The sequence below is a fragment of the Enterococcus sp. AZ126 genome, assembly GCF_051714545.1.
Classification (GTDB): Bacteria; Bacillota; Bacilli; order Lactobacillales; family Enterococcaceae; genus Enterococcus_L.
In genome coordinates this window covers 504,165-517,882 of record NZ_JBIOSB010000001.1, presented here as the reverse complement: position 1 = coordinate 517,882, position 13,718 = coordinate 504,165, and the positions used below count along the sequence as shown (strand labels likewise).

Sequence of the window (13,718 nt, the reverse complement as noted above, 5' to 3'; positions counted from 1 at the left end):
AAAAATCAAAAAGCATTTGACTTGTGGGAGGACTTGTTTGTATTCTTATGATAAAATTCTATTTAGAGGGGATTGAATTGAATGGCTTATATCGATGTAATAAATGAATATAAAAGATACCACATGGGAGATACGACAATTGCAGCCAATGACGGGATCACTTTTTCGGTAGAAAAAGGGGAAGTTGCGGTTATTTTAGGTCCCAGTGGCGCTGGAAAATCCACCGTGTTAAATATTTTAGGTGGAATGGATTCTTGTGATGAAGGACAAATCGTAATCGATGGAACCGATATCGCAAAATTTAATGAAAAACAATTGACTACATACCGCAGAAATGATGTTGGTTTTGTATTTCAATTTTACAATTTAGTTCCGAATTTAACGACAAAAGAAAACGTTGAACTGGCCTCTCAAATTGTTTCAGATGCATTGAATCCTGAGGAAGTACTGAAATCTGTCGGTTTAGGTGCAAGGATGGATAATTTTCCTGCACAATTATCAGGAGGAGAACAACAACGTGTGACAATTGCAAGAGCAATCGCTAAGCGCCCTAAATTACTATTGTGTGATGAGCCGACAGGAGCGCTAGATTATGAAACGGGTAAACAAATATTAACGATTTTACAAGAAACAGCTCGAAATACTGGAACAACAGTAATCATTATCACCCATAATTCAGCAATCGCACCAATGGCTGACCGCGTAATCCGCATCAATGATGCAAAGGTTCGAAATGTGATGATCAACGATGAACCAAAACCTGTATCTGAGATAGAATGGTAGGTGGCTGTGTTGAAAAAAACAGCGTTACTTAAAACAAGTTTTCGAGAAATCAAACAATCAAAAACTCGATTTTTATCAATCATGGGTATTATATTTCTTGGTGTCATGGTTTTTGTGGGATTAAAAGCTACAGGACCTGACATGACTCAAACAGCATCAAACTATTATCAACATCAAAAACTACCAGATGCTCGAATCGTTTCCACACTTGGTTTAACAGATAAAGATGTTGAAGAAGCTAAAAAAGCCAAAGAAGTTGAGACTGTTTTTCCTAGATATACAAAAGATGTTGCCGTGAGTGAACGCAATGTAGCGGTTAAATTTGTAAGCTATGATTTAAATGAAAAGCAGCCGCTGATCGATTATCGTGTGGTCGAAGGACGTATGCCTGAAAAAACTGGAGAAATTGTATTAGATGATCTTGCCAAAATGCGAGGACAGTATAAATTAGGTGAAACCCTAACGCTTTCAAAAGAAGATAACAAAGACAAATCATTAAAAAAAGAAAAGTTTAAAATTGTCGGATTTGTCCAATCTCCTGAATATATAGAAAATACATCTAGAGGAAATACGACGATTGGAAAAGGATCATTAGATTTTTTTGCTGTCGTGCCTAAAGAAGATATGGATCTATCAACCTATACAGAAATTCTTGTCTCGTTCAAAGGTCTAAAAGATCTAAATAGTTACTCTAAAGAATATAAAGACAAACGAGAAAAAGCTGTTATAACAGTCAAAAAAGCGATGGAAAAACGTCCGGAACAACGTGTGACAGAAATACGAGAAGAATCAAAGGCATCATTTGAAAAAGCGCAAAAAGAGATTACTGATGGCGAAAATGCATTGAAAGATGCTGAAAGCAAATTGCAAACTAGCGAGCAGGAATTAGCCTTAGGTAAGCAAGAACTAGCGCAGGCCCAAAAGTCCTATACAGAACAAATCACCGCTGCAGAAAACGAACTTGCAGCAAATCAGGCAACAATCATCAATGGTGAAAATGAACTTGCAACACAGAAAAATTTGCTTGAAACGAAGAAAAACGAATTAGCAAATGCCCAAGCTCAGGTTGCACAAGGTCAAAATGCTTTGCCTGGTTTGCAGCAACAGCGTAATGAATTAACTGCTTCAAATGAATCATTGAATCAGTTAGCTGATGGGTATCAGAGTTTAGCTGCATCTGTGGCTATTATAGATCGTGTGTCAGATGATTTATTAGCAGAAAGTATTGCAAATGCTGCACCTCAGTTACAGTCAGCAGTCCAAGCATTAGGAGCGCCAGCAGAAATTACCGCTGCTATCAATCAATTAATCGCGCAACCTGAAAGAGCAACTATCCCCGTTGTTATGGAGACGATCAATGGGGCGTTAGCAAACCTATCAGCGCAACAAGCCCAAGTAGCGCAAGGTCTGCAAACAATTGATCAAACAATCGCTACGATCAATCAGTCAATTATGCAATATACAGAGGGTCAACAACAACTTGCAGTAGCCCAAGCACAACTCACTCAAGCTGAAACACAATTAGCTTCTGGAAGAGAACAACTTGCTGCTGGACAATCCCAGTTGGAACAGTCAAAAATTGACGGTCAAGCAAAATTAAACGAAGCTCAAGCAAAAATTGATGAGGGACAACAAGCCTACGATCAAGGATCGGCAGAGTTTCAAAAGAAAAAAGCCGAGACCACAACGAAACTAAATGATGCAAAAAAACAATTAGAAAATAAGCAAAAAGAACTCGCAGATTTAAAAGCGGCTGATTATTATTATTTTACAAGAGATGATAATCCGGGCTATTCTGAATATGAAGACAATGCTGATCGCATTACTTCACTATCCACCGTCTTTCCGCTTTTCTTTTTCTTGATTGCAGCATTAGTTAGTCTGACAACAATGACAAGGATGGTTGACGAAAAACGAATGGAAGTAGGTAGCCTAAAAGCATTAGGTTACCGAAATGGCGAGATCGCATTTAAATTTTTAGTCTATGCTGCAATCGCAAGCCTGTGTGGAGCTGTATTAGGGTTGTTCGTCGGATATTATTTATTCCCAACAATCATTTTTAATGCATATGGACAACTGTACAATATTCCTGATTTTGTGACACCGTGGTATTTAAGTTACAGTTTAATTGGGATACTTATTGCCGTTTTGTGTACAGCAGGAGCAGCGATGGTTGTTTTACGAATCGATTTATTCAGTACACCAGCAAGCCTATTACGTCCAAAAGCGCCTAAGGCAGGACAAAGGATCTGGCTGGAACGGATCAAGCCGATTTGGAATCGATTAAGCTTTATTCAAAAAGTCACTGCCCGAAATTTATTCCGTTACAAACAGCGAATGTTGATGACCGTTTTGGGTATAGCGGGCTGTATGGCTTTGATCATCACAGGATTTGGCTTAAAAGACTCTATTTCAGATATCGTGGAAGTCCAATTTAATAAAATCTGGCATTATCAGGCAGTCGTGACATTCAAAGAAGATCAAAGTGAAAAAGAATCTGAAAAGTATCAAGAAATGTTAGACAAAGTCGATGGATTAAAAGAGACGATGCCGTTATATGTTGAATCTTTAAAAACAACAAAAGAATCAAATGCGAAACAAGATGTTTCAATCTATGTACCTGAAAAACCAAAAGAAATCGCTGAATTCATATTATTCAATGATCGACAATCGGGTGAAAAGTATCAATTGACCGATGATGGTGTGATCATCAATGAAAAATTAGCGAAACTTTTTCACTACAAACCTGGTGATACACTTGTTTTAAGCGATAGTGATAATCATGAATACAAATTTAAAATTAGTGCAATCGCTGAAAATTATACAGGTCATTTTGCCTATATGTCTCCAAACTATTACGAAAAAATAGTTAAAAAGTCACCTAACTATAATACTGAATTTTTACTTTTTGATAAGGCACCTAGTGAGAAACTTGAAGCAGATATTGGAAAAGAGCTGATGGAAAATCAGAACGTTTTAAATGTGTCTTTCTTGTCTATTTCAAGTGATGCACTAGATGATACGATCCAGAGTTTGAATATTGTGGTTTGGGTCTTGATAACTGTTTCTGGTTTATTGGCATTTATCGTTTTATATAATTTGACGAATATCAATATTTCAGAACGAATCAGAGAACTTTCAACGATTAAAGTGTTAGGTTTTTACGATAAAGAAGTCACGATGTATGTATATCGTGAGAATATTATTTTAACGCTGATCGGGATCTTCTTTGGCTGTTTCTTTGGAAAATTTGTTCACAGTTATGTATTGACAACCGTTGAAGTCGATATGCTGATGTTCTCACCAACGATTCATTGGATCAGCTACCTTTATTCTGCATTGATTACCCTGATCTTTACTTTTCTGGTCATGTTCTTTATGCATAAGAAATTGAAAAAAGTTGATATGATCGAAGCCTTGAAATCAAACGAATAAAATAGATCAAAAAATGAAGCGGATAATCTTTTAATTAAGGGTTATTCGTTTCATTTCTTTTCGTGAAAACTATTACAACTCTCGTATGATTTTAAAAGATTTACTGTCATTTTATATAAAGTATTGGTAAAATATAAGTATCTTCATGAGAACGTCGGAGGAGAATGGGAGAAGTGGCTCAAATAGAGCGACGAAAAAAGTGTGGGCGTCATAGTGGGAATGAAGCGTCTCTATTCTAGTGATGACAGTGGACTCTATATTAGCGATTTGCTTGCAACCAATTCTACGTGCTAAAGCGCTAAGAGTTGAAGGTCGAACCAAAAGGAGAAAGGAGTGAGAAAGTGATACAAGGAATTCCAATTGAAACAATCTATCTTTATACCTTGCTTGTTTGTGCAGGAATTGCTGTTTTATTGGTGATTTTTGGAGATGTTTTTGATTTTGACGGACCGATCGATCCGATGCTGGTTATTCCGTGGCTAGCGTTTACTTCATTGTTTGGTTATTTAGGAGAGCGGTTACTTGATTTGGACCATCTAATGTTGTTTCTGATAAGTGGAGCGATTTCATCAATTTTGGTGTTTTTCTTGAATTTTTATGTATTGATGCCAATGAAGAACGCCGAATCGACTATTTCAATTTCTGAAAAAGATATGGAAGGAAATATGGCAATAGTTGTAACTCCAATTCCAGTTGGAGGAATGGGCGAGATCCAATTGAAAAGTGTCACCGGCTCAATCAGTCGACCAGCTGCTTTCTATGCTCCACAAGAACAACCGATCGAACGAGGCGCGCAGGTGCTCATTATTGAAATCAGGGAGCGCGTTTGCTATGTAGTTCCATATGAAGGAAGTTTACAACTATAAAATAGGAGGAGTAGAAGAAAATGGAATTAGGGATTTTAGGACCAATTGCTTTAGTTGTTTTTATTTTACTGATGTTGTTGATTGTTTTCATTTCAAAATATCAAACAGCAAAGCCGGATGAAGCATTGATTATTAGTGGGAGTTATTTAGGCAATAAAAATGTACATGCAGATGAGAGCGGTAATAAAATAAAAATCGTACGTGGCGGAGGCGCATTTGTGTTGCCAGTGTTCCAACGGTCAAACCGAATCAGCTTGCTATCAAGTAAATTAGACGTATCGACTCCAGAAGTTTACACAGAACAAGGGGTTCCAGTGATGTGTGACGGCACATCGATCATCAAAATCGGTTCTTCTGTTGAAGAAATCGCCACAGCAGCAGAACAATTTCTAGGTAAAACACGTGAAGAACTTGAAAATGAAGCGCGTGAAGTCTTAGAAGGACATTTACGTTCGATCCTTGGCTCGATGACCGTCGAAGAAATCTATCAAAACCGTGATAAATTCAGTCAGAGTGTGCAAGAAGTTGCCAGTGTGGATTTAGCAAAAATGGGTTTGATCATCGTGTCTTTCACTATCAAAGAAGTTCGCGACAAAAATGGTTACTTAGATTCTCTAGGTAAACCAAGAATTGCACAAGTCAAACGTGATGCAGATATTGCAGAAGCTGAAGCATGGAAAGAAACACGTATCAAAAAAGCTGAAGCAGAAAAAGAATCACAACAAGCAGAATTACAACGTCAAACAGAAATCGCTGAAGCATCAAAAGAAAAAGAATTAAAATTAGCAACCTATAAAGAAGCACAAGATATTGCAAAAGCAAAAGCTGACCAAGCCTACAATTTGGAAACAGCCAAAGCACAACAAGAAGTAATTGCGCAAGAGATGGAAGTAAAAGTCATTGAGCGTCAGAAACAAATCGAGTTAGAAGAAAAAGAAATCGTTCGTCGTGAGAAACAATACGATTCAGAAGTGAAGAAAAAAGCGGATGCCGACCGTTACGCGAAAGAGCAAGAAGCTTTGGCGCAAAAAGCTCGTGAAGTTGCAGAAGCTGAAGCAGAACGTTTCCGCGTAGAATCTTTAGCGGAAGCAGAAGCAAATCAGACGCGATTAGCAGGTCAAGCAGAAGCTGAATCTATTTTAGCTCGCGGTGCTGCCGAAGCCGAAGCAAAACAAAAAATTGCAGATGCATTCAAGGAATATGGCGAAGCTGCTGTCTTAAGCATGGTGATGGAAATGTTGCCGCAATTAATGAAAGAAGCTGCTCAACCACTAAGCAATATCGATAAAATTTCGGTTGTTGATACTGGCGGTGGCGGAGAAAATGCAGGCGCTAATCGTATTACCAATTACGCAACGAATTTATTAGCTGGAACACAAGAAACACTGAAAGAAACAACAGGGTTAGACGTTAAAGAACTAATTGAAAACTTCTCTAAAAAAGGAACGAACAGCAATGTGAATTTCTACGGGGAAGATGATTCAAGCGATAAAGAATAAAAAAGGACTGCCAAAATCTAGCAAGATTTTGGCAGCTTTTTTTGACTTATTTTGGTTCATTATTTTGTTTTTCTAACGTAGCTCTGTCTTGTATTCTTTTTCTAAGTTCTTCCAATTCTTGTTCTTTTTTCGCGAGTTCAGCTAAATCTTCGTTAATTTCATGTTCTTCTTCAATCGGTTTTGGTTTGAAAAAGAAATTCAATCCAATTCCTATAAATGTACCTATAAATGTATCAATTACACGTGAAAAAGCAAATTGAAAGGATTCGCCTTGTGGGATACTCAAGGAAATCAATAACAATGTTGCAATTGCTGAAATAATACCAGAATTATTATTTATACCGTCCGAAACAACGATCACAACAATTACTAAAAATGGAAGTAAAAATAATTCAACCAAAAAATCACTAGAAAAAAGATCTTTCACAAGAAAATAAACGATAGCTAGACCACCGCCTAAAGTGTTACCGAGAACCCGTGATTTTCCAAAAGTAAGACTAGTGGTTAAATCTTGCCTTAACGAAAATACTGCGGATAAAGCGGCTATTAATGGCGCTCCTCGGTCGGACACTTTAAATAAAATAATACATAGCATAACAGCTAAGGCTGTTTTTAGAGTACGCAAGCCTAAGCGAAAACGGCCGATTTCCATTAGCTTTCTCTCCTATAATCAACATTTAATCACTTTTCTATTTTATGATAACCGAAAAAGAGGTAAAATTACTAGTATTAATACTAAAGATTAATTATTTTTTTGAGGAGCGGTCAAATGAAAATTGGATTACGAACAGTTAAAACCGCAGTGAGTGCAACATTAGCGATGATCGTTGCAGGGAATTTAGGCTTGTTATACCCAGCATCGGCTGGGATCATTTCTGTTTTGAGTGTCACAAATACGAAGAAAACGTCTTTAGTGACAGGATTTTATCGACTACTTTCTTTAGCGCTAGCGACAGTCGTTGCTTATGGATGCTTTTCTCTTTTAGGATTCAATGCAGTAGCATTTGGTGTTTATTTGCTGGTATTTATTCCAGCGGCTGTTTACTTTAACCTTTCAGATGGGATTGTCGTAAGCTCAGTTTTAGTGACGCAATATTTAGTTGAACAAGACTTATCTTGGTCGATCATCAGTAATGAGTTCTTATTAATGACAATTGGCGTTGGATTTGCTTTGATCATGAATTTGTACATGCCAGACACAGAAAAACGCTTGAAGGAAGACCAAGAAGTCATTGAAACAATGTTTCGTAAGATATTGAACAACATGGCGGCCTATTTGAATCAGCATGGTAAAGAAAGAAATTTATTTGAAAAATGCAACGATTTAAAAGCCTTTATTCGAACGGGCGAAAACTGGGCGAAAAATCATGCAGAAAATCAGTTGATGTCCTCAAATCATTATTATATTGAATACTTCACAATGCGCAGACTACAAAGCAATCGCTTAAAAGATATGCTTCAGATTCTAGAAAATATCACCGTTGAACCTGAACAAGTAGGAAATATTCGAGAGTTATTACAATATACTGCTGAGACATTTGCAGAAAATAACGATGGACAAGATATTTTAGATAGAATTTCTCTAGTTTATGAAGAGTACCGAAAAAAAGAATTACCAAAAACAAGAGAAGAATTCGAAAATCGTGCGCAGTTATTTCAATTTTTACAATTATTTCAATCCTTTATAGAAATTAAAGCCGAATTTGCGAAACATCAAAACGAAGGAGGAAAATAGCATGAATCAAGTTCCATTTGTTATGCCTCAACTCACAGAAGATAGATATAATGATGTTCGTCTATATCTTGGAGAAGAATATCAGTCAGTAGCGCGGCACTCGTATACAGTTGCTGTAGAAGCTAAACGATTAGCTGAGCGCTTTGACGAAGACCAACGAGCGGCTGAAATTGCAGGATTACTCCATGATATTAGTGCAGTTATTCCAAATGAAAAAAGAATTGATCTCGCTGAATCTTTAGACATTGACGTGCTCCATTCGGAACGAAAACTGCCGATGATCATTCATCAAAAACTCTCGAAATACATGGCAAAAGAATTGTTTGGAATCAATGATGAGTCGATTCTGTCTGCTATAGAGTGTCATACTACATTAAAAAAAGAATATTCTCGGTTAGATCTGATTGTCTTTTTGGCAGATAAAATCAAATGGGATCGACCAGGTGAACCGCCATATCTAAGTGAATTATTAACGGCTTTAGATACATCTTTAGAAGAAGCCGCACTGATTTATCTGGATTATCTATTAAATTCTAAACCAGTAGTTATTCATCCTTGGGCGACAGAAGCACAAGAAAAATTAAGAGAACAGACAGATAAAGGGAAAACAGCCTATTTATAAAGTAAATATTAAAGTTTAGTTACGTAATTCAAAAATCCTAGTATTTAGAAAATCAAGGTGCTATACTTTCATTAAGTTAAAAAAACAGAAACTTTTAAGTCTCTAAAAAGGTGGAACCAGAATTAATGACTGAAAAATGGCGTGAAGATCAAGAATATATGTCTTATGTGGAAGATTTGTTGGCAACGGAAGAAGTACAACGTTTAGGAAATTACACGCAGCATGTTCACTCGACCCGTTTAGATCATTCAATCAGCGTTTCCTACTATAGTTATAAACTAGCTAAAAAATGGAATGGTGATGCTAAAGCGACGGCTCGTGCTGGATTATTGCATGACTTGTTCTATTACGATTGGCGTACAACAAAATTCGATGAAGGTTCTCATGCTTATGTGCACCCAAGAATTGCGGTGAAAAACGCAGAGAAATTAACAGAACTTTCGGATTTAGAACGTGATATTATCATTAAGCATATGTGGGGTGCAACGATTGCACCACCGAAGTATAAAGAAAGCTATATTGTTACGATGGTAGATAAATATTGTGCAGTCAAAGAAGCTTCTGAACCGATGACAAATTCGGTGAAAGCCAAATGGCGTCAATATTTTCCTGGAAAACAATCTATATAACTTAAAAACGATCGATTTTCTTTTTGAGAATCGATCGTTTTTTTGTAGTTTAGAGATGGTGAAAATCACTCTGTTTCAGTTAGTTGTTCAAATTCTAAACGTTTTAAACGCTTGATTGCTTTGAAATAAGACGCAAGCAGCACTACCACAGAACCAGCCCAAGCAAGTGGAGATGCCAAAGCCGCACCGACAAAACCTATCGAAGCGGTCAGAATAATTGCTGCAAATGAGCGCATGACAAGTTCCATGATTCCGGCTAAAGTAGGAATCACACTTTGCCCAAGTCCTTGAAGTGTATAACGTATAATGAACAAAATTGCTAATAACCAATACATACTACCGTTGACATTAAAGTAAATCTGAGAAAGATTAAGAACATCTATTTCATTTGGGCTGACAAAAAGGGTCATCAAATTTTGCCCAAAGAAAATTACGATTCCGCCAGCTAAAAGACTAAAACCAATACTCATTGCAATACACTGAGTAACACCTTGCAAAATTCGTTTGTACTTTTTGGCTCCATAATTTTGGGCAGTGAAGGTTGCCATTGCAATACCAAATGACATCATTGGTTGTGTTGCAAATTGTTCGATTTTACCCGAAGCAGCTTGAGCAGCTACCACGTCCGTTCCTAAACTGTTTAGAGCGGCTTGCAATATGATCGCACCGATCGCAATGATCGATGATTGAAAGGCCATTGGTAAAGCGATATTTAAATGAGCTCTATACTCACTTTTGTCAATAGAAAAGTCCTTTTTCCGTAATTGAAGATTAGGGATCTTCAAACGAATATAGACTATGCACAAGAGACTAGAAACGACTTGAGCCGTAACCGTTGCAATACCAGCTCCAGCAACTCCCATATGAAAATTAAGGATCAAAATCAAATCCAATACCACATTGATGATACTTGCAATGATCAAAAATAAAAGCGGTGTTCGACTATCCCCCAATGCACGAATCACATTAGATAATAGGTTAAACGACATTGCAGCAAAGATTCCCATGAAAATGATTGAAATAAAGATCTGAGCATCGTCAATAATTTCGGGAGGCGTTTGCATGATTAGAAGCATCGGGCGAACAAAAATTAAACTTAAAATAGTTAAAAAAATCGTAACGATACCACTTATTACGATACCAGTTGCGAAGCTTTTCTTTACACCACGATAATCATGTCCGCCAAAACGCTGGGATGTCAATATAGATAAGCCAGCAGTCAATCCTTGGGCAAAACCAATAATTAAAAAAGTGATACTGCCAGTTGAACCAACGGCTGCTAAAGCATCTTTTCCTAATGTTTTTCCGACAATGATCATATCAGCCATATTGTAAAACTGTTGGAAGATGTTGCCGATCAACAATGGGATTGTAAAGAAAAAAATCAGTTTTGCGGGATTACCATTTGTTAATTCTTTCAAGGAAAACATCCTTTCATTTTAAGAAAACAATCTATTGCAAGATTTTTTCTACAGATTTTTTCAAAAATATCAACTGAGTATAATGAAATAAATAATAGGAAGATATTGAAAATTTCCTATTTATAGTAGCACAATATTAAGCTTTTGCAAGTGCTTTAGTACGTTTAACTCAAATGATTTTTTTCCTCGTTTCTTTAAGCAAAAATTGTTATAATTGAACTAGTATGAATAGAATACATAATACATTTAAAAGGAGTGATCGAGTGGAAAGTGAATTGAAGATGCCAATAAAAATCAGTATTTATATGATTAAATGGCTGACAATCGCTTCAATAATTGGACTGGTGATGGGAATGTTGTCTGCTTTTTTTCTAAAAAGTTTAGATACTGTGACTCAAATTAGGCTTGATAAACCTTGGCTTTTATTGCTACTACCGATCAGTGGGGCAGTTTTTGCATTTCTTTATAAGAAATTTGGAGGCAATGCCGTTCGAGGCAACAATCTTGTGATTGATCAAGCAAACGGGGAACAAGAAGATATCCCGTTGCGCCTCATTCCATTGACTTTATTTGGTACGATAACCACTCATTTGTTTGGTGGTTCAGTAGGTCGTGAAGGAACAGCGGTTCAGATGGGTGGAACAGTGGCAAACGCGATTGGGCGTCTTTTTCGATTAGATAAGCTTGAAAGAGAAATTGTAATCATTAGTGGTATCAGTGCGGGATTCAGCTCTGTTTTTGGAACACCTTTAGCAGGGACGATTTTCGGGTTAGAAGTTTTGATGATTGGTCGTTTACGGTCAGACGGACTTTTTCCAAGTTTTTTTGCTGCTTTTTTTGCAAATTTTGTTACTGAATCTTTTGGTATAACGCATACACATTACAGCATGGGTCAGATACCGGATTGGTCAGTACTATTGTTTATCAAAATGATAGTTGCTGGTATTTGTTTCGGTTTAGTTGGATGGTTATTTAGTCGATCGATCACATGGATCAAAAAAATATATGCACGTTGGTTCAGTAATGTTGTTTTACGGAATTTCATTGGAGGGATAGTCGTAGTAGCAGCAGTTTTTATTTTGCAAACGCAACGTTATCTCGGGCTAAGTTTACCCTTACTGCAAGATGCTTTTGATGGAGCGAATCATTGGTTTGACTTTCTCGGGAAACTTTTTTTTACAGCATTGTCATTAGGGGCAGGTTACCAAGGTGGGGAAGTGACGCCTTTATTTGAAATCGGTGCAACATTTGGGAGTACTTTAGCGTTAATTTTACACTTATCTGTCCCGTTTTTGGCTGGATTAGGTTTTATAGGTGTTTTTTCTGGCGCAACGAATACGCCAATTGCTTGTTTTATTATGGGAATTGAGCTATTTGGTGGTGAGGCAGCATTATTTTTCTTTATGATCTGTTTAATTAGTTATATGTGCTCAGGGAATACTGGAATTTATTCATCTCAAAAAGTGGAAGTAGAAAAAGGTGTTTTATTTTTGCCGATTTTGACAAACTGGCAAAATAAGTCAAAAAAATGAAGGAAGATAGAAAAATATTATGACCTTATGATAAACTAGAAAATGAGGTGAAAACATGAAAGATTATCAGTACCCTTTAGATTTAGACTGGACAACAGATGAAATGGTGATCGTTACCAATCTATGGTCAGCAGTAGAACAAGCAAATGAAACAGGAATCGATACCCAAGATTTTTTGAATACGTATAAAGAATTTAAAACCGTCGTTAAAAGTATCGGGGAAGAAAAGCGTTTAGGAAATGAGTTTCAAAAAGCATCTGGCTATTCGCTCTATCGAACTCTCCAACAAGCTAAAAAGCAAGATTCGGGTAGATTGAAACTAGGAGCTGATTAAATTGACTTCAGAAAAAATGATCATTGAAATAAAAGAATGGTTGAAAGAAGCAGCAGGTTATATTCGTGTGAGTTTAACCAATGAGCTTTCTGTCTCGCAAAAGTCTGGTAGAAAGGACTTAGTCACAAATATCGATGAAGAAACGCAATTGTTTTTTATCAAAAAAATCAATGAACGGTATCCTCAAGATCGAATTTTGGCTGAGGAAAAGGGCTTTGATACGATTGATTCTTTCGCTGGTCGAGTTTGGATCATTGATCCAATCGATGGCACGATGAATTTTGTGATGGAACAAGAAAATTTTTGTATTATGATTGCTGTATATGAAGAAGGTATTGGACAACTTGGTTTTATTTATGATGTGATGAAAGACGAATTATACTGGGGTGGAAAAAATAGTGGTGTTTTTCTGAATGATCGAAAATTGACACCACCAAAAGATCTGCCTTTATCACAGGGTTTAATTGGAATGAATGCATACATGTACAAAAAAAATATTTATTCAGCTGGAGAAATCGGTAATAGAAGCATGGGAATTCGAGTCAGTGGCTGTGCGGGAGTGGAGTTGATTGCCATGCTCAAAGGCAATCATATCGGATATATCTCTAATTTGAGTCCTTGGGATTATGCAGCTGGGTTGGTTTTGCTAAATGAATTTGGATTTAAGTACTCTAATATAGAAGGAAAACCACTAGCCTTTGACAAACGAGAATACTTTTTAGCGGCAACACCTGCAGCATACAATGAAATTCAAGAGAATTTTATTCACGAATAGGAATCTAATTCCAGAAATCCAAGCAGAAAGTCAACGATAGTTGATCAGAAAACGTTGCTTTTTTCCAATAAATGTGGTATTTTTCAA

The 13,718-nt window shown here is 36.8% G+C and carries 12 protein-coding genes; 10 read left to right on the top strand and 2 right to left on the bottom strand.

Features of this window, described 5'->3' with window-relative positions; translation table 11 throughout:
* Positions 1-81 precede the first annotated feature (81 nt).
* The 4 genes from IGI43_RS02520 (at position 82) to IGI43_RS02505 (ending at position 6,583) form a co-directional block, all read left to right on the top strand.
* Entirely contained in the window at positions 82-783 is a 702-nt protein-coding gene (locus IGI43_RS02520) for an ABC transporter ATP-binding protein (protein WP_438756233.1), read from the top strand.
* A gap of 6 nt (positions 784-789) precedes the next feature.
* Complete coding sequence (locus IGI43_RS02515; RefSeq protein WP_438756232.1) at positions 790-4,218, top strand: FtsX-like permease family protein; 3,429 nt, start codon at positions 790-792, stop codon at positions 4,216-4,218.
* A gap of 341 nt (positions 4,219-4,559) precedes the next feature.
* Complete coding sequence (locus tag IGI43_RS02510; RefSeq protein ID WP_438756231.1) at positions 4,560-5,084, top strand: hypothetical protein; 525 nt, start codon at positions 4,560-4,562, stop codon at positions 5,082-5,084.
* 20 nt (positions 5,085-5,104) lie between these two features.
* Entirely contained in the window at positions 5,105-6,583 is a 1,479-nt protein-coding gene (locus tag IGI43_RS02505; RefSeq protein WP_438756230.1) for a flotillin family protein, read from the top strand.
* Between the two features lie 46 nt (positions 6,584-6,629).
* Here the strand turns inward: IGI43_RS02505 and IGI43_RS02500 are convergent, their stop codons facing one another.
* Positions 6,630-7,235: an FUSC family protein gene (locus IGI43_RS02500; RefSeq protein WP_438756229.1), complete on the bottom strand. Its 606-nt coding sequence runs from the start codon at positions 7,233-7,235 to the stop codon at positions 6,630-6,632.
* 117 nt (positions 7,236-7,352) lie between these two features.
* Here IGI43_RS02500 and IGI43_RS02495 point away from each other — a divergent pair, with 117 nt between their 5' ends.
* The 3 genes from IGI43_RS02495 to IGI43_RS02485 all read left to right on the top strand — a co-directional run bounded on the left by IGI43_RS02495 (position 7,353) and on the right by IGI43_RS02485 (position 9,569).
* Positions 7,353-8,318 (top strand): aromatic acid exporter family protein, encoded by a 966-nt coding sequence (locus IGI43_RS02495; RefSeq protein ID WP_438756228.1) that lies wholly within the window; start codon positions 7,353-7,355, stop codon positions 8,316-8,318.
* A gap of 1 nt (position 8,319) precedes the next feature.
* On the top strand, positions 8,320-8,940 hold the full coding sequence (yqeK, locus tag IGI43_RS02490) for a bis(5'-nucleosyl)-tetraphosphatase (symmetrical) YqeK (protein WP_438756227.1): 621 nt from the start codon (positions 8,320-8,322) through the stop codon (positions 8,938-8,940).
* A gap of 125 nt (positions 8,941-9,065) precedes the next feature.
* A complete protein-coding gene (locus IGI43_RS02485; RefSeq protein WP_438756226.1) occupies positions 9,066-9,569 on the top strand; it encodes an HD domain-containing protein in 504 nt (167 codons plus the stop codon).
* A 65-nt stretch (positions 9,570-9,634) separates the two neighbouring features.
* On the opposite strand, the gene IGI43_RS02480 is transcribed toward IGI43_RS02485, so the two are convergent.
* On the bottom strand, positions 9,635-10,990 hold the full coding sequence (locus IGI43_RS02480; protein ID WP_438756225.1) for an MATE family efflux transporter: 1,356 nt from the start codon (positions 10,988-10,990) through the stop codon (positions 9,635-9,637).
* A 263-nt stretch (positions 10,991-11,253) separates the two neighbouring features.
* Between IGI43_RS02480 and IGI43_RS02475 the strand changes: the two genes are divergently transcribed.
* From IGI43_RS02475 to IGI43_RS02465, 3 genes are read left to right on the top strand one after another with little or no spacing between them, the layout of a single operon-like run.
* Positions 11,254-12,522, top strand: coding sequence for a voltage-gated chloride channel family protein (locus IGI43_RS02475; protein WP_438756224.1), 1,269 nt, complete (start codon positions 11,254-11,256; stop codon positions 12,520-12,522).
* 55 nt (positions 12,523-12,577) lie between these two features.
* Entirely contained in the window at positions 12,578-12,856 is a 279-nt protein-coding gene (locus IGI43_RS02470) for a UPF0223 family protein (RefSeq protein ID WP_438756223.1), read from the top strand.
* 16 nt (positions 12,857-12,872) lie between these two features.
* Positions 12,873-13,631: an inositol monophosphatase family protein gene (locus IGI43_RS02465; RefSeq protein ID WP_438758798.1), complete on the top strand. Its 759-nt coding sequence runs from the start codon at positions 12,873-12,875 to the stop codon at positions 13,629-13,631.
* Positions 13,632-13,718: the final 87 nt, after the last annotated feature.